Consider the following 21,797-nt stretch of genomic DNA (forward strand, 5'->3'; position numbering starts at 1 on the left):
CAAAGGCCGATGGCGGGGAGACTCCAGGGCCTGTTGCTTCCCCGGAGACTCCCCACCACCGCGGGCACTACTCGTCCAAGATGCCCTGATCCTTGACGTTCTGCCTTGCTTCCTTGAGCCCATCGGACGGGGATTTGGCCCCGGTCATAATCGATGAGTGGGCGTCCTTGAGGATGGAGTTGATGGTGTCGGATGCCCCGCTTACCGGGACTTCCATCTTCCTGTCGTGCTTGCTCCAGGCATCCTTGGAGGCCTGGTCGGAGGCCATGCCCTCAGGAGAGAAGAAGGCCTCGGTCACCTTGTCGTCGATGTAGGCCGGAGTGGTGGAGATTTTGGCCAGTTCGACGGCTCCACCCTGGCCGACGGCCCACTTGACGAACTCCTTGGCTACGGCCAGTTTTTGCCCGGAGATCTTGGAGGAGATTGCCAGACTGGTGGGGCTGCCATAGGTAATAGGGGTCGAAGGCAGCTTCTTGTCGGGGTTCTGCGGAGCAGGAGCCATGCCCCAGCTGAACTTATCGGCCTCACCTGTCTGCTGCTGATTCACCAGGACGGCGGCATACCAGGTGCCCATAGGCATCATGGCAGCCTTCTGAGTACCGAACTGCGGCTGATACTGGACCTTGTTGGTAAATGAGGTGTTCCAGTCGATCGTGTACTTCTCATCCTGCCACTCCAAGGCCCTCTTGTAGTAGGGCTCCATGTAGGAGAAATCGCCTTTGAGGAAGGTGTCGTCCGCCGACTTGCCGGACTGGGCCAGAGCGAAGGACTGCACGACGGACTGCCAGTTGTGCATGTACATGGGGTAGACGCTGTTGCCGTCGTAGCCCGCCTCCGGGAGCTTCTCCTTGAGTTCCTTGGCGGCCTTGGTGTAATCGTCCCAGGTCCACTTGGCGCTGGGCTCCTCCACCCCGGCCTTGTGGAACATGTCCTTGTTGTAGAAGAGCACCCAGGTATCGCTGCGATACGGCAGGGCAAAGTACTTGCCATCGTGGTCGTACCCGTTCAGGTCGATGTGCTTGTCGCCATGGAAACCCTTGGCGATGTCGGAGATGTCCGCCAGACCCTGGGAGTCCGCATAGGTGACATACTTGACCATGGTCTTGACGGGGAATACATCGGGCTGGGCGCCCGACGAAATGTCAGCGGTCAGCTGCTTGTCGTAATCGTCTGCGGAATACTGCTTGATGTTGATTGTCACATTGGGATGGGCCTTGTGGAACCCATCGGCCAGTGTCTTGAATTCGGGGGTCATGTCGAGTGACCAACCCGCAAGGGAGATGGTGGTTTTGGCGTTCTCGTCGAAGCCAGCGCCGCTCTTGTCGGAGGCATCCGTGCCGGATCCCCCACCACAACCGGCCAAGAGCATGGCGGCCGCTGATGCTACAGCCAAGGCCTTGCATGCTGAATTGAACTTCATTGTTTTTCCTTTCCTTCGGCTACACCGCCGAGGAATCAGGCGAGCACTGCCCACCGGTTCCTTACTGCTATCAAATGACCGCAAAATATAACGGAAAGAACACTCCCCATTGATTTAGCATCACTTCCAACAGTTGTTTTTAAGTATATGGGCGACAAAAGTGCCTCTATTGGTTTGTTGCAGTTTGTTTCAGTTAGTTACCGGGTGTACTCTCACATGTAGGAGAACTCTTCCAGAGGAGGACGGCGTATTGCCGATTCCATAGGGTGGGTATACAGACATGACCAAACACAGCGACGTGCAACAAGACAACCCGGGGAATCAACCAGGCCTACCTACGCCGCCACCCCAGGGTTGGCTGCCGGCCCAGCGCCGGGACATGATTCTGAACCTCCTCCTCCGCGATGACGTGGTCAGGGTGCCCGACCTTGCCCGGATGATGTCGACTACGGAAATCACCATCCGGCGGGACCTGGATGCACTCAGCAAGGCCGGTCTCATCAGGCGGGTCCGCGGAGGTGCGCTCTCACTCAATTCCACGGAAGCCGCACCGGAGGCCGAGGAAAAACCGATACGGGAAGGACCCGGCGCCTCGGTGGGAGGAGCATCGACCCACTCCATGCTGGAGAGCAATCCTGATAACGATCTGTATAGCGTTGGATCGCTCATGTCGGTCTCTTCCGGAGCCCCTGCCATCGGCTCCGGCCAGACCAGCCGGGGAACCATCGGTGTGGTGCTCCCCGAGCCCAGCTTCTTCTGGCCTGCGGTGACCGAGCACATCAGGCAGATTGCGCGTGACCTGTACAACATGGATATTGTGGCCAGGGAGACCTCCTACGAGGACTACCCGGAAACCGGCATTCTGGATGAACTGTCCAAGACGGATCATCTGCGCGGCATCATCGTGGCGCCCAGCATCAACCCGGCAATCGCCGAGGCCACCTGGCGGTGGCTGGCCGACTCCCCCCTCCCCGTCACCGTACTGGAGCGCGAACCCCCACTCTGGAGCGACCACTTCATCGATTCCGTTCATACCAACCATCCCGTAGGTGTGCGCAAGGCGCTGCTCCACTTCAGGGACCACGGTCATACCCGTATAGGGCTGGCTCTGGGGTACACCCCCACCTCCGGTGATATAGAACTGGGCTGGCGCCTGATGATGCAGGACCGGGAAGACACGATGAAAGAGGCCTTCCTCCTGACCGGACGAGAGGCCTATGAAGCCGATGACGTCAATGACATTGCCGACGCCATCATCCGCACAGGGGCCACAGCGGTCCTGGTCCATCCCGACTACCTATCGATTGCCGTGGCCCAGGCGCTGCAACAGCGCGGCAAACATGTGCCCCAGGATGTCTCCCTGATCTCCATCGACGGGTATACCACACCCAGCACCAGGCCCCTGACCGTATTGAGATCATCCGAGTTCGATCTAGCCCAGTCCGCCCTGCGCCTCCTGACCAAGCGGATGGGCGACAGGACGCGGCAGACCGAGCACGTATACATCGACCCCCGGCTGATAGACCGGGGGTCGGTGACCCGTCCGCTTCGGGAATCCTGACTCAGAGGCCCTTGGCTATGTTCAGGACCAGCCTGGCAGCGGTGTCCGCATACTCCGAGATGTCGAAATCCCTGAAGACCTCGTAGTCGGTATCGGCATTATCGCTCAGTGCGCGAATCACCAGTGCCGGCACATGGTTACGGGCAGCCACGTGGCAGACAGCGGCCCCCTCCATCTCCACGGCATCGGCTCCGGTCGCCTCCTTGACCTGGGCGATCTTTTCAGCCGAATCAACGAAGTAGTTCCCGGTGGCGATGGTGCCGACCAGGTGTTTGATTCCCATCGTATCGAGTGTCCGCTGGGCCAGATCCAGGAGGTGGGGATCGGAATGGAACTCATCCGTCCCGGGAGCGAACTGGGCCACCATCCGCATATCGGTGTCCAGGTACCGCAGGGTTCCCCCCAGGACCACGTCATTGATGTGCAGGTCCTTGTTGAGGTTGCCGGCAATGCCGGAGAAGATGACGGCATCCGGACGATAGGTGTCCATCAGGTACTGGGTGGTGGCCGCGATGTTGACCGTGCCCATTCCGCCGACGGTCGCCACGACCTGGATGGGGCCCGAGGCACCCTGCAGACTCCCCCTGACCACGTCCAGGCTGGCCTGAGCCGACCTCTCATCATGGATCGGATCCTCCAACCCCTTGGCAATCAGGGCCACCTCTTCATCCATGGCACCAATGATTGCGACCACCTGGTCGCGACCCTGCCGCCGGTTCTCTTCGCTCATCCTGGGTCTCCTCACTGCTACACGACTGTCTCTGCCCGTCCAGCCTACAGCAAGACGACCCGCAGGGGTCGCCTGGTGTGACTTCTCAGCCCTGTCGGCTGCGTCGTTCATCCACCGCCCGGGCCAGGTTCCTGAGCAGGGACTCGGTGTCAGGCCAGGAGATGCACCGGTCCGTAACGGACTGCCCGTACACCAGCTGGTCCAGTGGGGCCGCAGACTGGTTGCCACCCTTGATGAAGCTCTCGGCCATCAGCCCGGTGATGCCCTCTTCCCCGGCGGCGATGCGGTCGGTCAGTTCTTCGATCACACCAATCTGACGATGTTCGTCCTTGCCGGAGTTGCCATGCGATGCATCGATGATCAGACCGTGGGTGGCCGCACTGTCGGCAGGCATCTTTTGACGGCTCGCCTCCAGGGCCAGCCGCACCGATTCCTTGTCATAGTTCGGCCCATGCTTGGACCCGCGCAGGACCAGGTGGCAGTCAGGGTTGCCCAGGGTCTCAACGGCAGCGGCCTGCCCCTCGTGGTCGATGCCGAAGAAGGTGTGCCGCTGGGCCGCTGCGTAGCAGGAGTCAACGGCAACATCCACACTGCCGTCGGTGGCGTTCTTGAAACCGATGGGCATGGACATGCCCGAAGCCAGTTGACGGTGCACCTGACTTTCCGTGTTCCTGGCCCCTATGGCCCCCCAACTCACCGCGTCTGCGATGTACTGGGGCGACGTGGGTTCCAGGAACTCCGTAGCTGCGGGCAGACCGGCCCCGAGGACACCCAAGAGCGTCTTCCTGGCCAGGAGTAGTCCCTTCTGAATGTGATGGGACCCATCCAGGTCGGGGTCGTTGATCAGCCCCTTCCAGCCGATGGTGGTCCTGGGCTTCTCGAAGTAGACCCGCATGACGATCAGAAGACGGTCGGAGAGCTCGTTCTTCATGGCTGCCAAGCGCCTGGCATAGTCCAGGGCGGCCTTGGGGTCGTGAATGGAGCAGGGACCGATGATGACCAGGAAACGATCGTCCTCGCCCTGAAGGCAGGCTCTGATCTCCTGTCTGGAACGGATGACCAGGTTCCTGGCGTCCCGATCCAGAGGGTACCTGGTCAGGACCTCGGCCGGTGAGGGCAATCTGTCCAGCTCAAAGACGCGACGATTGACGATGCGCCCGATGCCGACCTCATCCTCCCACCGAGGCACGGCCCCGGACTTGAGGGGATCCACCCCCTCGGCAATGGCCTTGTGGAGGAGCTCCACCTCGTATGCCTTGCGCGGTTTACGCAGAGGTGGATCCTGCAACCCGTTGAGTGAATCCTCGGGAGTTTCCCTTGTTTCCCTGTCCTTACCGCTCACGATGCTCGCCACCTTCCCGGGCCGAACGGCGGCGGTCGATGGCATCAGCCAGGGTATGCAGAAGTTCCTCGGTTCTGTCCCAGGCGATGCAGGCATCGGTCACGGACTTGCCGAAGACCAGCTGGTTCAATGGGGCGGGATCCTGCCGACCGCCTTCGATGAAACTCTCCATCATGATGCCCAGGATGCCGCGTTCTCCCCCGCCGATGCGGGCGGCCAGCTCCTCGACCACTCCGGCCTCCCGATCCGGATCCTTGCCGCAGTTGCCGTGGGCGGCATCAATCATAAGCCCCGGGCATGCATCGGGCCCTGCCTTGGACTTGTCCAGCTCCTCGAGGGCCTGGCGAATCGAATCCCGATCATAGTTGGGACCCTTGGAGGATCCCCGCATGATCAGATGGCAGTCCGGATTCCCCTTGGTCTCAGCCGAAATGACATGCCCGTCCAGGTTGATGGAGAGGAAGTGGTGGTCAAAAGAGGCGGCATAGCAAGAGTCTGCGACCACATCCACATTCCCGTCTGTGGAGTTCTTGAAGCCGATTGGCATGGACATGCCCGAGGCGAGCTCGCGATGGACCTGGCTTTCCGTGTTCCTGGCCCCTATGGCCCCCCAGCTCACCGCGTCACAGAGATACTGCGGGGTGATGGGATCCAGCCACTCGGTGGCTGCAGGGACACCGGCGGACAGCACGTCGGTCAAGACCTTCCGCGCCTGCCAGATGCCCTTTCGTATATCGAAGGAACCATCCAGGTCGGGGTCGTTGATGAGGCCCTTCCATCCCACTGTGGTACGCGGCTTCTCGAAGTAGACCCGCATGACGATGACCAGACGGTCATTGAGCTCCTGATTCACTGCCGCCAGACGTCGGGCATACTCCTGGGCCGCCTTGGGATCATGAATGGAGCAGGGCCCCACAATCACCAGGAGCCGGTCGTCACGGCCATGGAGAACATCCTTGATGGCCTGGCGCGACTCAAGTACCAACCTCGTCTGTTCGGCATTCAGGGGCAGGGATTTGATGAAGTGACGCGGAGCCGGGATGGGATCAAGCTGGCTGATGTTGACATCGACGGTCTCGGGATAGACGGCCTCATCCCCCAGCCTGTGCCTCTCCTTGTCCTGACCGCTACCAGGCCCCTTGATCACTGCCATCGCGTTCTCCTCCCCGACCACATATCGGGCTTCTCTCTATTGGTCACACTGTACCTGGGCAGGTACGAATCCGCCGCCCCCATGTCCCTATGTGGGCAGGAAGGCGGCGGATGCCGTTCTCTATCGGCTCAGGCCAGGGCGCCCATCGGATCCCAGGCCGGCAGCATGAGGGCCGGCTGATCGAAGGCCTTACGGTACTCCTCAGGCAGCATGGACTTGGGTACGGCCACCTCGTACACGTACTCGGTGAACCAGTCATCACTCATTGTGAAGTAGCCCTTGTTGGCGATATCGCCACCCCAGGAGTTCTCGACCCGCCACCGGTTGGTGGTGGTGCCGTCGTCGGCCACATCGACACCCACGAAGGCCATGGCGTGGTTCTGGGCGGAATCGCCGAAGCGCACACGCTCCTCCTTGTCCATGTCGAAGTCCACATCGTAGACCCGGCCGTACTCGAAGAGGTCGGTGGCCCACTGTCCGGCCTTGCGGTCCATCATCGGATGGCAGTCGGCGCCGAACCAGACCGGCAGACCCTGCTCGGCCATGAGCCTGCGAGCGCAGTCCTTCATGAAGTCCATAGGCACGTTCAGGTACTCGGTGGGGTCGCCACCGGCAACGTTGCCCAGGTGTTCGATACCGATCTTGGTCCCCTTGGGGTGTTCGCGGCGGGGATCGTCGACCAGGCAGACGTAGTCCTCGAGCCCGGCATCGACATACTTCTTCCAGAACTCCTGGGGAGTGATCCGTCCATCGCGGTGGAAGACACCGTCCTTGTCGGTCCACTCCCAGTCGAAGCTGGTGGGCGGGGTGCCCAGGTGGATGGTCAGGATGCGGTGCCCGGCCTGTGTGGTCTCGGCGATGATCTGATCTATCTTGGAGGGGTCAGCCACCATATGGGCCACAGCCTGATGGAGGAGGCGACGCAGTTGGTGATCCATCTCTCCCGTGTTCTGGGAGGAGGCGGTCTCCGGGTAGAACTGCTTGGGAACGGCACCGTACTTCTTGTAGATGTTCATGGCCATGATCCACTGGCCGCCATCTCCCATGACATCACCCAGGAGGAACTGCATGAGCTGGGAATCGGTCGGTTCCCCGGCGCGGACCAGGGCGGCCATATCGCGGAGGAAGTAGTTGACCCGCTCAAGCTTGTCGTAGTACATGGCGTAGTTCTGTGAGAACTCGAAGTCGCCCATGGGGTTGGCCGTGCTGGAGTCATCGATGTTCAGGGCCTTGCGTGCCACGAACCGGGCCACGTTCAGGGAGCTGAAGAGCCAGCAGCGACCGGAATGGGCCTGGGAGGTCACCTTGCCGTTGTCGACGCTGACGGAGAAGCGGTGCTGGACCAGACGGGACCGGTCATAGTTGTGGGCCACCTGGTCGATGCCGGCCTGGGTGACGGCGTTCATGGCGATACGGTTGGCCTCGCGCTGGTCGAAGGCGGTGCCCAGGTCGTTCAACTGCGACTGATCAAGGGGTGTCAATGCTGATGTCATACGGGGTATCCCTGATTCCTTTCATCGATATGTGCGTTCACCACTTTCAAGCATAGTGGGAAGCCTGCATGACAGGACCGGTCAGCCCAGGCCGAAATCTGGTCCACCGCCTGATTCGGCCCGGCCTCAGGCAGGAACGACAGGGGATCAGGCCACGGAGAAGCGGTGCGCTGCGCTGACCAGGGCCAGGAGAACGAGAAGAATCAGTCCAAGGGCCAACCAGCCCTTATAGGATCCCTTCGGTGCGCGGTGGGTCCTGACGTATTCGACCAGGGGGCGCCTACAGACGGTGAGGACGACCAGACCGGCAACCAGACCGAATATTGCGATAACTCGGTTAACCATATCCCCCGTTGACGTCGGGAGAGACTGGGTCAGCCACATCACACCGTCCGCCAGAATCAGGTTATTGGCAATGTGGAGGATGATGGACCAGGTCAGGGAGTACTCCATGGCCACATAGCCCAGGAGGAGTCCCAGGAGGAAGGTGAAGACGCCCTGGGTCAGGTCGCCATGCATGCAGGCGAAGATGAAAGCCGAGGTGACGATGGCGAAGGTTCGCCCATAGGGCTTGAGCCTGGCCACGACCACGCCACGAAGGAGGAGTTCCTCGACAATCGGAACCAGTATGGCCGTGTCGAGCGGGGCCCAGATACCGAACTGGGTGGCTTCTATCTGAGCTGTGGTGGACCTATAGACCAGCCCCAGTGCTTGGGAGCCCCGGTCGACCAGACCGGTCAGTCCGGTCTCCAGGCTCCCGAAGAAGATCATCAGGATGAAGGCACCCACCAGGAAGAGGACCCCCGGTGCCTTGGATGAATGGTAGCCAACGCCATCCTCCCGCCTGCCGGTCACCTCGTCGAACCTGGTGGCAAGGAGAAAGAGGAACAGGAGCACTTCACTGATTGCATCATTGAGCCCGGGAACACCGGCAGTCCCCAGGAATCGCGAAACCTGCGGAAGGTTCAGAACGAAGATGATCAGGTTGGCCAGAATCAGATAGACCAGGGCATAGAACCCCTGCTCGTTGACGGCTCTCCTGACCCGGGTGACCCAGGAACCGGAACCGACCTGACCTCCTGACCGGGCCGACGTTTCCGGCTGGGGCCCCGCTCCCGACTCATACCGCCTTCCCGAATGCCGATACGCATCCGATTGAGACCCGCCACCCGACTCGGCCCACCCATCAGAATGGACCGGCTCCTTCCCGGATGAATCGTCCTGCACTGGTCCCCTGCTCATTTCGCCCCACCTCTCTTGCCTGTAGTACCACTGACTCTATGCCTGGAACAGGGTGAGGGACCGCAGCGAAACCCGGACCCGGCAAAAGAAAACCGGCCCGGCAGGAATCCCTCCTGCCGGGCCGGTCGAAAAGCCGTCTCCCCAGTTCCTTACCGGTCAACCCCGGAAAATGGACCTGCTTGCGAAATCGGGGGAATCACGGTTGTTTCCTGGTCATCGATACTCGGGGATGAGGCCGTTACAGACGGCAAGCCATCAGTCACCCCGTCGCCTTCAAGGACAGCATCGGAGTCGCCCTCATGTCCGCTTTCGACAGTCGTTGCCCCATCCGTCACCTGGGACGGAATCGGCTCTTCGGCGGAATCGTCGACGGACTGGACCTCCGGCCTCGTCTCGGGAGTGACGGTAGCCGGCTCATTGCCTCCCATCGGTTCCGTTACAGACTGGGCGACAGGGGTGACCGGATCCATCACCGGCGGTTCAACCGTCTCCACCGGCACCGCGTTGACCACGGGCACACTTGGAGCCGGGGTGTCATCCCGGTCCCGGATGGCATCTTCATCGTGGAATCCGTCGAACTGGCCGAAGGACTTGGCAAAGATGGACCGTAGCTCATCCACACGGGCCGTAATGGCGGCTTCACGATGCTGGAGCTTGGTTATCTGCTCCTTAAGGCCGTCCAGCTCGGACTGCGCCGCCTCACGGCGCTTCTCCACCTCGGCCCGGGCCCGCTCCTTGCCTTCTTCCAAAATCTCGGCGGCCTTCCGCTCGGACTCCTCCCGCTTGAAGGAGGCGAAGGAGTCGGCATCCTTCCGGGCGGCCTTGGCCTGTTCTATCAGTTCCTGGGATTCCCTCTCGGTCTGCTCGCGCCGGTCTTCCAGGCTCTTCAACAGGGCACTCACCTTGGCTGTGGCCTCATCCTGCTGGTTAGAGATATCGGCACGGATCTGCTCGGCCTCGGACTGGACCTTCGCCATGGTCTGGGCGCTGGTCACGTTGGCCTCATCGACGATTCGCTGGGCTTCCGCCTTGGCCTTGTCGGTAATCTCCCCGGCCTGGCGACGGGCACCATTCAGGGTCTGGGAGACCTGCTCACGCACATCGGCCAGTTTCTTGTTGGCCTCGGCCAAGGCCTGTTGAATCTGGTCGTTGGCCTCGGCTTTGAGCTTGGCCATCTCCTGGTCGTTCTTCTGGCGCTTGTCGGCAATCTCCTCGGTTGCCGCAGCCTTCGCATCGGCCAGCTCACGCTCATGGGCGGCCTTCTCCGTCGCAAGGCGCTTCTCATGCTCCTCGCGCGAGTTCTGCAGCTCCAGGTCCAGAGCCTGCCTGCGCTCCGCGATCACCCTGGCAGACGAGGACTTGTCCTGCTCCGTCTGCTGCTTGGCCGTGGTGGCCACGGTCCGTGCCTCGTCATTGGCGGATTCGATGATGGCCTTGGCCTTGGCTTCGGCATCATCCACAATGTGCTGGGCGTCGATTTTGGCCTCATTGACCAGTGTCGTGGCCTTCTCCTGGGCAGAGGTCCTGGTGGAAGCAGCATCCTGCTTGGCCCGGTTCAGCAGCTCGGTGCTGGTCTGTTCGGCCGAGGCCAGGAGCTGCTGGGCATTGGCTCCCAGGGAGGCGAAGGAGTTTCCCGCAGGGACTGCGGCCTTGCGGGCCTTGACCTCCTGAAGCTCGGCCTCAAGCTTCAGTATGCGGTCATCATCAGCTTTGATTTGCTGACGGAGGCGGCCAAGGTTCTCTCGCGAGACCGCCAGGGCCTGGTCGACCCGTTCCTTGTCATACCCGCGCAGAACCACCGGAAACTGATCTTCGGCCATGGATTCACTCCTCTTTGCCACCAAAACGTACCTGCACCCGCCCAGGCTGAAGCCAAGGGCGGACCCTTTTGACTTTACTCTGTTCCGGCCGCATTCCGTGCATGGTCGGCGCCGCATTCACCGCAGGCTTGGCTCTTTCGCCAAGGACATCGATCCTGTGGTCAGGCGATAAGGATGGGACTGGACGAGGGCTGGCGATAGTACCGCACGGTCTCCCTCACCACCTCCTGGACGGCCCGGATCTGCTGTTCGATGGGCAGACCCAGCCCTTGGCGGTCGTTTTCATTGGCCAGGGGCAGGCTGACGAACCCGGCCAGCACTTCCGGATGCTTGGTGGCCCACCCCAGCAGGTTGTAGAAAAGGGCGTTGCAGACGTAGGTGCCGGCGTCCGAGCTCAGCGTGGCGGGAATCCCGCAGTGGCCGAATTCCTGAAGGATGGCACGAAGGGGAAGCCGGGTCCAATAGGCGGCAGGCCCATCCGGATCGACGGGCTCGGTACGCCCATGTCCGCTTCCCTCCTGGCGGGCACGGTCATCGCCAACCGCCTTGACGTTGACCGCACACCTCTCCATGGATATGCCGCGGGCGTCACGTTTCAGTCCGGTGGAGATGACCAGGTCGGGCTCCACCCGCTCAATGGCCTGGTGGAGTATGGGCCATGCCTTGGCAAAGCTGACGGGCAGGGTGACGGCTGTGATGTCCAGATCCACTCCCAGAAGGGGATCCTCCAGCCGGGTGCCGCCTCGGTTCAGCCCACCCACGCCACGGTCCGCCAGGGCCTGGGGAACCAGATAGGAGGGGTTGACGTCAACCCCCTGATAACGGTCGTATCCAGTGACGATGACCTTGATCTGCTCCATGCCATCCATGGTACACAGGTCAGGTAGGGTTGGTCTCCCCTCACTTCCCTTGGAAGGAGCGTGCCATCCACTCGGCGATGGGGATATCCGAGGCAAGGGTGATCTTGAGGTTGGTCTCACTGCCGGCCACGATGGCCACCGGCACGTCAGGCAGGTAGTCCACCACCACGCGGGTGTCATCGGTCGGATGGAACTCAGGATCGCTGGCAGCCTTGGCATAGGCGAGGCGGAGGGTATCGAAACGGAAGGCCTGTGGGGTCTGTGCGCGGAACATATCAGCCCGGTCCGGCACGTCACGGACCACCTTGCGGTCACCCAGGTCGTGAGCATAGAGGATCGTATCGGTCGAGGGGACTGCAACCGTCACGGCCTTGAAACCGTCCAAGGCCTCGATGCACCCCGTAATGGACTCCTGGCTGACGAAGGGACGGACCGCATCGTGAATCAGCACCTTGGCATCGCTCGGTATACCGGCCTCGGCCAGGGTCTGCAGGGCGGCCTCTGTGCTGTCAGCACGCTCCGCACCCCCCGTGATGACCATCCGGACCTTGGGGTAGGCATTTTCGGCCACAATCGCTTCAATCGGCGAGCGCACCTTGTCGTTGACAACCAGCAGGATATCGGTGACGCCCGGATTGGCCTCAAAGGCCTCGATGGACCAGGCCACTATCGGCTTGCCGCCCACCTTGAACAGCTGCTTGGGATTGTCCGTATCGAATCGAACGCCCAGACCCGCGGCCAAAATCACTGCCACGACCGGTGCGGAGGACCGGGGGGCATCCGCACGCACTCCATCCTCAGGTTCTCTTATCTCGCTCATAGTCACACGCTATCGGCCCTTGTGGATGAAATCAGCGGGGATAGAATTTCTGCACTGAACTTATGCACGCTCAGCCTTCGCGCATGATCAAGGCCAGCATTCGGCCCTCGTCCCCGGTACCTGCCAGGACGGACCGGCGATGCGAGAACCAGAGTGGATTCTCAACCGTGCAGAGCCAATGCCCCGCCTGGTCGACACGGATGTCGCGGGCCTGCTTGGCCCCATCGTCGATCTTGCGAATGGCTTCCAATTCCTGGTCGTCCTTCAGATAGTGGGTGGCGGCGGCCACGCGCGGACCGGAATCGACCACCACGGAAACACCGGCCTCCTGAAGATCCATCCGGGCCGCCATGGCGATATCGATGGATGCCCCTCCGAACCGGCTCACCCCTGCCGTACCGGGGAAGCGCTGATCGAAGGAGTGGGCAAGTTCCTCGTCGACCTGATAGCAATCCGGACAGATGCAGGGACCCGGGGTGGCCACGATCCTGTTCCGGACCGCCCCCTTGGACACCATGCCATCCACCACCGAGGCGACGACCCCGGCCATCAGCCCCTTCCTTCCACAATGGGCTGCGCCGATGACGCCTGCCTCCGGGTCGGCAAGAAGGACGGGCAGGCAGTCGGCTGCGAACACACCCAGTGCCTGGTCGGTACGGGTTGTCACCTGGGCATCGCCAGGAGAGGCTTCCATGCCGGCATCGAGGGGGTTCGGTCCATCCGCATCCACGACCTGGGCCGAATGGACCTGGGAGACCAGGCGAAGCGGCTTCTCCAGCTCCCGGACCAGGCCACGGCGGTTCGCTTCCACCGCAGCGGGATCGTCATTGCCCTTGGACCCCAGGTTGAGCGATGCATAGCCGCCTCGCGAGACTCCACCCAGACGGGTGGTGTACACCACCTTGACACCCGGTGCCAGGTTGACGGGTATGGTGACCGGGATGGGTGCCCCGTCCACATCATGGGTGGCAATGGCTGAGCTGTCCACCACCTCGTGAGTATCGGACCACTGATCGGCCGTTCCGAACCCGGGTTCCACCGCCCCTTTGGTCATACTGGATTCACTCCTTTTATCGTCATCCAAACCGTTTGGAGGGTTTGGGGAAACCAACACCGGATTTGAAGACCGGACTATCCCAGAACCGCCAGATCCTCTGGGCTCAGCTCAAGCCGGGCCGCCGTCAGGGAATCCACGATGGTGGACGCCCTATGGGCCCCCGGAATGACGAACACATGCTCACTCTTCGCCAGTTCCCAGGCGAGGACCACTGACTGGTAGGACACACCCCGGTCCTCGGCCACCTTGCGGAAGGAATCGTATTTTGTTTCATCCTTGGCCTTGCGGAAGCCACCCAGGGGGCTCCAGCAGACGAAGGCCAGCCCCAGGCCAGAGACGTACTCCAGCTCATCCCTGCTGGAGGTGAACGTGGGAGAGAACTGGTTCTGAACGGCAATCAGATCTCCACCCATCACTTCCCTGGCCATATCAATCTGCTCACGGTTGGCGTTGGAGACGCCCAGCGTCCGGGCCACACCCTCCTGAACCAGGGATTCCATGGCCTCCAGGGATTCGCGGTAGGGCACCTGGGGATCGGGACGGTGGAAGTAAAGAAGGTCGATGGTGTCGACACCCAGCGCCTGGGCCGATTCCTTGGCATGCCTGATCAGGCTCTCGGGGCGGCCATCGACGGCCCAGGTGGGCTTGCCATCGGTGAAGTTACGGTAGTGCCCCACCTTGGTTGCCACCAGGACCTCCTCACGGGGTCCCTTCCAGGATTCCAGAGCTGCACGGACAAGCCGCTCGTTGGTTTGCTCCGGGCCGCCCGACTCATAGTAGGCCCAGGCCGTATCCAGCTGTCGGCATCCTGCATCAAGAGCGGTATGGATGGTCTCGATTCCGGTCTGCTCATCGGGCTTCCCCTCTATGGAAAGACCCATGCAGCCCAGACCGACCGACGTGGTCGTAAAAGGCCCCAGTACTCTCATCGATGATGCCATCATCCACTCCTCGGTATTGCTTGAATATGATGTTCCGTTTTCCTGTCCAGACGATTCTAACGCCCCGACCATGGAAAAGGGCCCCGCCCGGAGGCGGGACCCTAAGGCGATTAGCCCTCGGAAGGGCTCAGCGACCTGTAGTCGCCTGTATCAGTCCTCGCTGTCGAAGGGATCGAAGTCCCTGCGAACCCGACGGCGGGGACGCTCGGAGCGCTCTTCGCGGTCGGCACGGTACTCGTCGTAATGCTCATCGGCGGCATAGCGGGGGTTCTCCCTGCGGCCACGGTATCCACCACGACCCGAGGAACGGTGCTCACGACGACCAGAGCGCTCACCGCCACGGTCTCCGCGATCTCCACGGTCGGAACGCTCACGGCGATCGGAGTGGCGGCGTCCGGAACGCTCACCACGCTCCTCCTCGTCATCACGCCCGGTGCGGCGGCGACGGTCATAACGGGAGGCACCATCCTCGTCCTCCGACCAGTCGTCACCCTCGAATCCACCGTCACGACGGGGACGGCGACGACGGGGGGCTTCCCCGCGGTCGTCCTCGTCGAAGTAGCGGTCCTCACGCTCGGGCCTGGAGGCCCTGCGCGACGGGTACCGGTCGTCATCTTCGCGCTCGGGGCGCTCGACGTGGTCATGATGATCGCGACGTTCGCGACGCTCACCGCGGTCGGAACGCTCACGGCGCTCGCCCCTGTCGGAGCGGCCTCCACGATCGCGACGGTCTCCACGGCCACCGCGGTCCCGACCTGCACCGGACTCCTGGTCCTCAAATCCTGGAACTGCCAGAGAGATCTTGCCGCGATCGTCCACTCCCTGGACGATGACCTCGACGGTATCACCCTCCTTGAGCACGTCCTCTACGGCATCGATGCGCTCACCATTGGCCAGGTTGCGAATCTGCGAGATGTGCAGAAGGCCATCCGTGCCCGGGGTCAGATTGACAAAGGCGCCAAAGCTGGTCGTCTTCACGACCTTGCCGTTGAAGGTCTCGCCCGCCTCGGGAACGTGCGGGTTGGCGATCTGGTCGATGACCTCCTTGGCCTTGGCCGCTGCCTCGCCACCCTCGGAGGCGATGTAGACCGTACCGTCGTCCTCGATGGAGACATCGGCACCGGTATCTTCCTGGATCTGGTTGATCATCTTGCCCTTGGGCCCGATGACCTCACCGATCTTGTCAACAGGAACCTTGGTGGTGATGATCCGCGGTGCGTAGGGGCTCATCTCAGCCGGACCGTCGATGCACTCGTCAATCACGTCCAGGATGGTGGCACGGGCCTCCTTGGCCTGCTGCAGGGCGGCGGCCAGGATATCGGCGGGAATGCCGTCCAGCTTGGTGTCCAGCTGGAGGGAGGTGATGAACTCGGAGGTGCCGGCAACCTTGAAGTCCATGTCGCCGAAGGCATCCTCGGCGCCCAGGATATCGGTCAGGGTCTTGTAGGTGGGCCTGCCGTCCACTTCACCGGTGACCAGGCCCATGGCGATGCCTGCGACCGGGGCCTTCAGGGGCACGCCGGCGGCCAGCATGGACATGGTGGAGGCGCAGACCGAACCCATGGATGTCGATCCGTTGGAACCGAGGGCCTCGGAGACCTGACGGATGGCATAGGGGAAGTCATCACGGCTGGGCAGGACCGGGATCAAGGCACGCTCGGCCAGGTTGCCGTGGCCCACCTCGCGACGCTTGGGGGAACCCACACGACCGGTCTCGCCGGTCGAATAGGGCGGCATCTCGTAATTGTGCATGTAGCGCTTGGTGGAGGGACCCGACAGGGCGTCGATGGTCTGCTCCATCTTGAGCATGTTCAGGGTGGTGACACCCAGGATCTGGGTTTCACCGCGCTGGAACAGGGCCGAACCGTGCACCCGGGGCACCACGTCCACCTCGGCGGACAGGGTACGGATATCGCGCAGGCCGCGGCCGTCGATGCGGTAATCCTGGGTCAGGATACGACGACGGACGATCTGGCGCTGGAGCTCCTTGAAGGCGTTGCCCAGCTCCTTCTCCTTCTCGGCCTCATCCATCTCGACGAACTCATTGGCCAGGACCTCGCGGACCTTCTCCTTGATTTCATGGATGCGGTCCTGACGGGGCAGCTTCTCCGCGATGGAGAGGGCCTCATCCAGGTCAGCGTGGGCAATCTGATCGATACGGGTGTAGAGCTCTTCGGTGTATTCGGGGAAGAGCTGGAACTCCTTGGTGGGCTTGGCCGCCTTGGCCTTGAGCTCACCCTGTGCCTCGCACAGGACCTTGATGAAGGGCTTGGCGGCTTCCAGACCCTGGGCCACGACCTCCTCATCAGGCTTGATCTGGCCCTCGTCATAGATAAGGGTCCAGGCGTTCTTGCCGGCGCCAGCCTCGATCATGGCGATGGCGACATCGCCGTCCTCGACCACACGACCGGCCACAACCAGCTCGAAGACCGCGCGCTCACGCTCGCTCCAGCGGGGGAAGGCCACCCACTGGCCGTCGATGAGGGCCAGGCGCAGACCCGAGACCGGCCCCTCGAAGGGCAGCCCGGAAATGAGGGTCGAGGCGGATGCGGCGTTCAAAGCCAGCACATCGTATGAATCCTCGGGGTTGAGGGCCAGGATGGTCTCAACAACCTGGACCTCGTTACGCAGAGTATGCGGGAAGAGGGGGCGCAGGGGACGGTCAATCAACCGGCAGGCCAGGATGGCCTCAGTCGAGGGACGACCCTCACGACGGAAGAAGGAGCCGGGAATCTTGCCCGCGGCGTACATCTTCTCCTCCACATCGACGGTGAGCGGGAAGAAGTCGTAGTTCTCCTTGGGGCTGGATCCGGCGGTGGTGGTCGACAGGACCATCGAATCATCATCGAGGTAGGCGGCAACTGCCCCATCCGCCTGCTGGGCGAGACGACCCGTCTCGAAGCGCACCGTGCGCCTGCCATATGAACCATTGTCAATCGTGGCTTCTACAGCCGTGATTTCGGGACCCTCCATAGGGTTCCTCCTTTGTTTACTTCCTATTACCTGATTATCAACTGACTTCATCATTCTCGTGCATGCCGTACGCGATATACCTGATCGCGCTGACCGGGACTCCCCTGCCGGACCCTGTCCAGCACTGTTTCATCCTGTGGGGCTCCCGATTGGACTCAGCCCGTTACCCGGGTCACGGTCCCATCCTGGGACCGTTTCATCCACATCTCGGTTTTCAATCCTCATTTCCAACATGCAAAAGCGCCCGAGCACCAAGGCCCGGGCGGAAGTGTATTTCAGTGGCGCAGTCCAAGACGCTCCACCAGGGAGCGATAGCGGTTGATATCAACCTTCTTGAGGTAGTCCAGCAACCGGCGACGCTGACCAACCATGAGCAGGAGGCCACGACGCGAATGGTGGTCGTGCTTGTGCTCCTTGAGATGCTCGGTCAGGTCGGCAATGCGCTTGCTCAGCAAGGCCACCTGAACCTCGGGAGAACCCGTGTCGCCCTCGTGCGTCGCATATTCCTTGACGATTGCCTGCTTCTGCTCAGTCGTAAGAGCCACGGCTCCTCCTCTGTTTCTTCCGTTACGCGGTGCACCGGCCCTATGCCGAAGCGCTCTGAATCCGCGGGCGAAACACGCCAAAGAGCAATTATACACACTTCGCCGACCGCATGGGGAGCAGCACTCGGCACCGATGTACGGCAGACGCAACCGAAGCCGCCTCAGACCGCGGTGATGATACCCCCGAAGAGAACGACGGCTATGGCGACCAGTTCAATGATGAAGAACATGGACAGGGCCGACCAGCTATGGGTCAGGGCGTTCCAAGGAGAGTCCTTCTTGACACAGACCAGGATGGCGACGAAGAGGATGGCGAAGACGGCCACACCAAGACCGGCCGCGATGATGCCGAGATTGGCCGCGTTGGCCAGGACGGCCTGGTGCTGGTAGATGACGAAGGTACCGTACCAGAAGTTCATCTTCAGGAGGCAGAGTCCGGCGATGAGCTGTTCGGCGGCCAGCCCCAGCACAAAGACCACCCGCCAGAACCAGGATTGCGATTCGATGATCGACATGCCGATCCCCATGAAGGCCAGGACCGTGACCATCCAGGCAATCAGGGCTATGCCGCGCGGATCCATGACCGAGGCATAGTGCAGGACCCCCTGCGTGTGGTTGATTGCCAGCGAGCGCCCGTATCCATAGGGCAGGATGATTGCCAGGAGTATGGCCAGCGCGAAAATGACCCAGCGTATGGGCCGCGCCTTTTTCCGCTCGATGTCCGCCAGGGAGTACTCCGACTCGGCGATGGTGGCCTCGGGGTGGGCCGAAGCCGGATTACTGGACTCGGGACCATCCAGGTGAGCCAAGCGACGCTGTTCGGCGGTCGGAATGGTGGTCGAAGGCACCGAAGACGCAGAAGAAACCGAAGATCGGTCCGCCTTCCCCGAGGTTGTCTCAACATCTCGTCGATTGTGCTCCGTCATGTCCACCCGTATCCCAAAGCCCGCTCATTTACAGATTCACTGTCACACAGCTTATACCGACCTGCGCAATCGAGTACAGCGGGTGGCGCCCGCCTCAGTCGCAATCGGGGATACGGGCCGAACCAGAAGCAGGATCAAGACACCCTCACCCGCCGCAGCTTCGCCCCGCTGAACACGGCAAGGTCCTCCCCTGTCCGGCCATGTGGTATGCTCTGTAACGAGCCGACGGCTTTGCGGGCGTAGCTCAATGGTAGAGCCTCAGTCTTCCAAACTGATTACGCGGGTTCGATTCCCGTCGCCCGCTCCACTTGGACCCACATTTCGATTCAAATTGTGGGTATTGGGAATTGCCTTTCGCGATTTTGCAACCTGTATGCCCCTGAGCTCCCTATATCAGACAATCCTGAAACAGCATGCCTCCTTTGCACCAATGGCATCGGCGGCTACTCACTGAGGGATATCGCTGACATCTATCGAGAGAAACCATATCCCGGCCAAACTACGCACCTGAATGCAACCGCTGCCTGCAAAAAGTCTTATCCGTGGAAGTGGGCGCGGCTCACTGCCCGTAGCAGGGCCTAGACTGCGTATCCGCATCAGTGAGGCCTATGCGCCGGCTTTGGGTCACCGCGCCCAGTATCCAGGTATACGGCTTCGTCGGTGTGTTCGGTGACCGAGCACTCGGCGATGCAGATGACGACCGCCGACCCAGAACCGAAACACCCCGAATTAAGTCCTTCAGAACTTGATGCTGGGAACCACGAAGGGCTGGTTGATGCCGCCATGCATGAAGAAGGCGACGACAATGGCCAGAAGGCTCAGGACCAGGCCAACGATAACCAGGGACTTACCCCGGTGCCGCCCTGTACTCCGGGCCGTGAAGAAACCTATCAGGGAACAGAGCACACCCAGGGCACCAAGACACAGAGCCACCAGGTCAAGCTCCTTGAAGACCGATGCCAGGAGACTGATCACGCCCAGCACCAGACTGATGATGGCCATGGAACTGACGGGGTGCTTCTCGGTTTCCTCCTTGACGACCACGGTCTCCTTCTGCACCGTTTCCGGGTTCCTGACCTGGTCTTTTTCATCTTGCTCACTCATGTTCTACCCCTCTCTCCTAGAGCCGCCAAACGTCTGAGCGGCCCATCTGGGCACCATGATATGACCAGGAAAGGCGGCGATGGTGCTACCACACCCGAGCGGGGGCAGAATCAGGTTTCACTCATTCCAAAGCGCCCCGGTGGATGCTCAACAGATACTGTTTGCACCTACGTGCGGCATGACTTGACTGGATCCGATCGGCAAGGAGCTCGAACCAGCGTCCCTTATGACGATCGATGGTGAGGGCGAATAGACGGTCGCGGATAAGATCGATGGCCAGGCAGACCATGAAAATCAAAAGAACCAAAGCCATGGAGTAAACCACGGCAGCGTCTTGCCCCCATACCTTCCGAATATCGAAGCGCCCCCAGAGCAGAGCCCTGACCGGCGGATAGTCATGCATGAGGTAAACCCCGAAGGTGCCCTTGGCGAGATAGTTAATCAACCGACTCCTGATGTGGATGCGATCCGCAACCAGAAGCGCCCCAAAAGCGATAAGCAGGAGGGGCAGCTTGCTCTCCCGATTGATGTAATCGAAAATCATCCGAGGAAACCCGCCATGGGTGAACGTCCGCATCCAATCACCAAACAAAATCAGGCCAAGGACCGCCGCGGACCCAAGGCCGACCATTGACCAGCCCAGTGTTTTCGATGCCTTTTTCAAATACCACCGATAGTACGAGATAAGCAGATATTGGTAGATGAAACTCACAAATGTAGAAGCCAGGAAACCAACGTAATCATTGGGTGTCAGTCCATAGATAAGACCCCAGACCACCAGCAGAATCACCGCCAGGTAGCCGTGCATACGTTGCCCCATCTTGCGCAGCCCCACAGTCACAAACGGATAGAAGAGGAGGAAGAGAGCATAATTGGTCGGATACCACCACAGATTCGAAATCAGGGGGAAGACGGAGTAGACAATCTGCGACCGGGAGATGCCCTTGCGGTCGAACAGGACGAACCCAAGCATCAGCAGAACACTGTAGAAGAGCATCTGCCGCTCCAGCACCCAAATGCGCTTTAGGGATTTCCTGGGGCTCAAATCACGGTTTTGACAGAGGAACCAGGCTGATATGCCGAAGAAGATGTCCACACCGATCTTGCCCAAGGGCAAGAAGCAGGTATATATGAACTGGCTGACCGAAGCAGGCTCGTCATATACGGGAAACGGGTTATGAACCACATAATGGTGCAGGATTATCATGTACATGGCAAGGAGGCGCAACAGCTCGAAGCTGGAGTTCCGGACTTCGCCCGATGAACCTCGAACCCGGTCAGAGGATGATTCCTTGGATTCTGTCACCATATGCACTTCCCTTCTTACCGTCGGATATTGTATCAACCTCCCTGGGTATGCAATTGGGAGTATCTCTCCTTTAACCAGATGAGGTACCTGCTCCTACAAGTTTTTCTTCCCCACCTCCTGAACCGTTCAGACCTTGTCGAGATGGCCATAGACGCCCGGTCGGGTACCTGGATCAAGAAGCTCGGCCTTCTCGACTTCGCAGTCGCGGCAAGGCCGTGACCGTCCTCATGGAAACGGCGGTATTCAATGGACAAATAGAGCGGGCCCCTGGCAGTGCTTGCGTCGACCACTCCACGAAAAGCCGGTCCCTGGGCGAAGGACACCTTTGAGGGGCAGGGAGGTTCACGGTTCACGGGAAAAGGAATCAACCAGTCTGGCTGGCCCAGCCACGGTCGAGACGACCGCGGCACCGAACCTGTACATCAACAACCACACTACGTGGCGGATTACAAGGCCCGGTGCCGGGCCATCGCCGAGTACCTCTACTTGCGGCTCTTCCCT

Annotated in this window: 17 protein-coding genes and 1 tRNA gene; 2 read left to right on the top strand and 16 right to left on the bottom strand. The window is 61.1% G+C overall.

Annotated features, from left to right (window positions below):
* Nucleotides 1-67: 67 nt before the first annotated feature.
* Nucleotides 68-1,420 (bottom strand): ABC transporter substrate-binding protein, encoded by a 1,353-nt coding sequence (locus tag H3V08_RS05485; RefSeq protein WP_198181848.1) that lies wholly within the window; start codon nt 1,418-1,420, stop codon nt 68-70.
* A gap of 280 nt (nt 1,421-1,700) precedes the next feature.
* Here H3V08_RS05485 and H3V08_RS05490 point away from each other — a divergent pair, with 280 nt between their 5' ends.
* On the top strand, nt 1,701-2,981 hold the full coding sequence (locus tag H3V08_RS05490) for a substrate-binding domain-containing protein (RefSeq protein ID WP_198181849.1): 1,281 nt from the start codon (nt 1,701-1,703) through the stop codon (nt 2,979-2,981).
* A gap of 1 nt (nt 2,982) precedes the next feature.
* Here H3V08_RS05490 and mtnN read toward each other — a convergent pair whose 3' ends face one another.
* The 13 genes from mtnN to H3V08_RS05555 form a co-directional block, all read right to left on the bottom strand.
* Entirely contained in the window at nt 2,983-3,711 is a 729-nt protein-coding gene (gene mtnN / locus H3V08_RS05495) for a 5'-methylthioadenosine/S-adenosylhomocysteine nucleosidase (protein WP_198181850.1), read from the bottom strand.
* An 85-nt stretch (nt 3,712-3,796) separates the two neighbouring features.
* Nucleotides 3,797-4,999, bottom strand: a complete 1,203-nt coding sequence (locus H3V08_RS05500) for a 3-deoxy-7-phosphoheptulonate synthase (RefSeq protein WP_232340421.1) — start codon at nt 4,997-4,999, stop codon at nt 3,797-3,799.
* A 43-nt stretch (nt 5,000-5,042) separates the two neighbouring features.
* Complete coding sequence (locus H3V08_RS05505) at nt 5,043-6,206, bottom strand: 3-deoxy-7-phosphoheptulonate synthase (RefSeq protein WP_198181852.1); 1,164 nt, start codon at nt 6,204-6,206, stop codon at nt 5,043-5,045.
* A 128-nt stretch (nt 6,207-6,334) separates the two neighbouring features.
* Nucleotides 6,335-7,699 carry a C1 family peptidase gene (locus tag H3V08_RS05510; RefSeq protein ID WP_198181853.1) on the bottom strand — a complete coding sequence of 455 codons (1,365 nt, stop codon included), beginning with the start codon at nt 7,697-7,699 and terminating at the stop codon, nt 6,335-6,337.
* Nucleotides 7,700-7,846: 147 nt separating this feature from the next.
* Entirely contained in the window at nt 7,847-8,941 is a 1,095-nt protein-coding gene (locus H3V08_RS05515; protein ID WP_198181854.1) for a CPBP family intramembrane glutamic endopeptidase, read from the bottom strand.
* A 149-nt stretch (nt 8,942-9,090) separates the two neighbouring features.
* Entirely contained in the window at nt 9,091-10,761 is a 1,671-nt protein-coding gene (locus H3V08_RS05520) for a DivIVA domain-containing protein (protein ID WP_198181855.1), read from the bottom strand.
* 161 nt (nt 10,762-10,922) lie between these two features.
* Entirely contained in the window at nt 10,923-11,621 is a 699-nt protein-coding gene (locus H3V08_RS05525; RefSeq protein ID WP_198181856.1) for a pyroglutamyl-peptidase I, read from the bottom strand.
* Between the two features lie 40 nt (nt 11,622-11,661).
* Nucleotides 11,662-12,441 (bottom strand): IspD/TarI family cytidylyltransferase, encoded by a 780-nt coding sequence (locus tag H3V08_RS05530; protein WP_051875724.1) that lies wholly within the window; start codon nt 12,439-12,441, stop codon nt 11,662-11,664.
* A gap of 70 nt (nt 12,442-12,511) precedes the next feature.
* The gene (locus tag H3V08_RS05535) at nt 12,512-13,495 is read right to left on the bottom strand and encodes a polyphenol oxidase family protein (protein WP_198181857.1); all 984 of its coding nucleotides are present in this window, start codon (nt 13,493-13,495) and stop codon (nt 12,512-12,514) included.
* A gap of 77 nt (nt 13,496-13,572) precedes the next feature.
* On the bottom strand, nt 13,573-14,439 hold the full coding sequence (locus H3V08_RS05540) for an aldo/keto reductase (RefSeq protein WP_198182135.1): 867 nt from the start codon (nt 14,437-14,439) through the stop codon (nt 13,573-13,575).
* A 150-nt stretch (nt 14,440-14,589) separates the two neighbouring features.
* Nucleotides 14,590-17,412 (bottom strand): polyribonucleotide nucleotidyltransferase, encoded by a 2,823-nt coding sequence (locus H3V08_RS05545; protein ID WP_110445049.1) that lies wholly within the window; start codon nt 17,410-17,412, stop codon nt 14,590-14,592.
* Between the two features lie 275 nt (nt 17,413-17,687).
* Nucleotides 17,688-17,957, bottom strand: a complete 270-nt coding sequence (rpsO, locus tag H3V08_RS05550) for a 30S ribosomal protein S15 (RefSeq protein ID WP_033490713.1) — start codon at nt 17,955-17,957, stop codon at nt 17,688-17,690.
* Nucleotides 17,958-18,118: 161 nt separating this feature from the next.
* Nucleotides 18,119-18,883, bottom strand: a complete 765-nt coding sequence (locus H3V08_RS05555; protein ID WP_198181858.1) for a hypothetical protein — start codon at nt 18,881-18,883, stop codon at nt 18,119-18,121.
* Between the two features lie 233 nt (nt 18,884-19,116).
* Between H3V08_RS05555 and H3V08_RS05560 the strand changes: the two genes are divergently transcribed.
* A tRNA-Gly gene (locus tag H3V08_RS05560) sits at nt 19,117-19,190 on the top strand.
* 431 nt (nt 19,191-19,621) lie between these two features.
* On the opposite strand, the gene H3V08_RS05565 is transcribed toward H3V08_RS05560, so the two are convergent.
* Nucleotides 19,622-19,987 carry a hypothetical protein gene (locus tag H3V08_RS05565; RefSeq protein WP_033490715.1) on the bottom strand — a complete coding sequence of 122 codons (366 nt, stop codon included), beginning with the start codon at nt 19,985-19,987 and terminating at the stop codon, nt 19,622-19,624.
* A 121-nt stretch (nt 19,988-20,108) separates the two neighbouring features.
* On the bottom strand, nt 20,109-21,296 hold the full coding sequence (locus H3V08_RS05570) for an acyltransferase family protein (protein ID WP_198181859.1): 1,188 nt from the start codon (nt 21,294-21,296) through the stop codon (nt 20,109-20,111).
* Between the last annotated feature and the right edge of the window lie 501 nt (nt 21,297-21,797).

Origin of the sequence: Bifidobacterium sp. M0307 (assembly GCF_016100445.1) — a bacterium.
Classification (GTDB): Bacteria; Actinomycetota; Actinomycetes; order Actinomycetales; family Bifidobacteriaceae; genus Bombiscardovia; species Bombiscardovia coryneformis.

Bases quoted from the DNA above. Each gene is read 5' to 3' on its own strand.
- H3V08_RS05515 (WP_198181854.1), bottom strand. From the start codon at position 8,941: ATGAGCAGGGGACCAGTGCAGGACGATTCATCCGGGAAGGAGCCGGTC.
- H3V08_RS05565 (WP_033490715.1), bottom strand. From the start codon at position 19,987: ATGAGTGAGCAAGATGAAAAAGACCAGGTCAGGAACCCGGAAACGGTG.
- H3V08_RS05540 (WP_198182135.1), bottom strand. From the start codon at position 14,439: ATGGCATCATCGATGAGAGTACTGGGGCCTTTTACGACCACGTCGGTC.
- H3V08_RS05520 (WP_198181855.1), bottom strand. From the start codon at position 10,761: ATGGCCGAAGATCAGTTTCCGGTGGTTCTGCGCGGGTATGACAAGGAA.
- H3V08_RS05530 (WP_051875724.1), bottom strand. From the start codon at position 12,441: ATGAGCGAGATAAGAGAACCTGAGGATGGAGTGCGTGCGGATGCCCCC.
- H3V08_RS05570 (WP_198181859.1), bottom strand. From the start codon at position 21,296: ATGGTGACAGAATCCAAGGAATCATCCTCTGACCGGGTTCGAGGTTCA.
- H3V08_RS05525 (WP_198181856.1), bottom strand. From the start codon at position 11,621: ATGGAGCAGATCAAGGTCATCGTCACTGGATACGACCGTTATCAGGGG.
- H3V08_RS05510 (WP_198181853.1), bottom strand. From the start codon at position 7,699: ATGACATCAGCATTGACACCCCTTGATCAGTCGCAGTTGAACGACCTG.
- H3V08_RS05535 (WP_198181857.1), bottom strand. From the start codon at position 13,495: ATGACCAAAGGGGCGGTGGAACCCGGGTTCGGAACGGCCGATCAGTGG.
- H3V08_RS05545 (WP_110445049.1), bottom strand. From the start codon at position 17,412: ATGGAGGGTCCCGAAATCACGGCTGTAGAAGCCACGATTGACAATGGT.
- H3V08_RS05485 (WP_198181848.1), bottom strand. From the start codon at position 1,420: ATGAAGTTCAATTCAGCATGCAAGGCCTTGGCTGTAGCATCAGCGGCC.
- H3V08_RS05490 (WP_198181849.1), top strand. From the start codon at position 1,701: ATGACCAAACACAGCGACGTGCAACAAGACAACCCGGGGAATCAACCA.
- H3V08_RS05555 (WP_198181858.1), bottom strand. From the start codon at position 18,883: ATGACGGAGCACAATCGACGAGATGTTGAGACAACCTCGGGGAAGGCG.
- mtnN (WP_198181850.1), bottom strand. From the start codon at position 3,711: ATGAGCGAAGAGAACCGGCGGCAGGGTCGCGACCAGGTGGTCGCAATC.
- H3V08_RS05505 (WP_198181852.1), bottom strand. From the start codon at position 6,206: ATGGCAGTGATCAAGGGGCCTGGTAGCGGTCAGGACAAGGAGAGGCAC.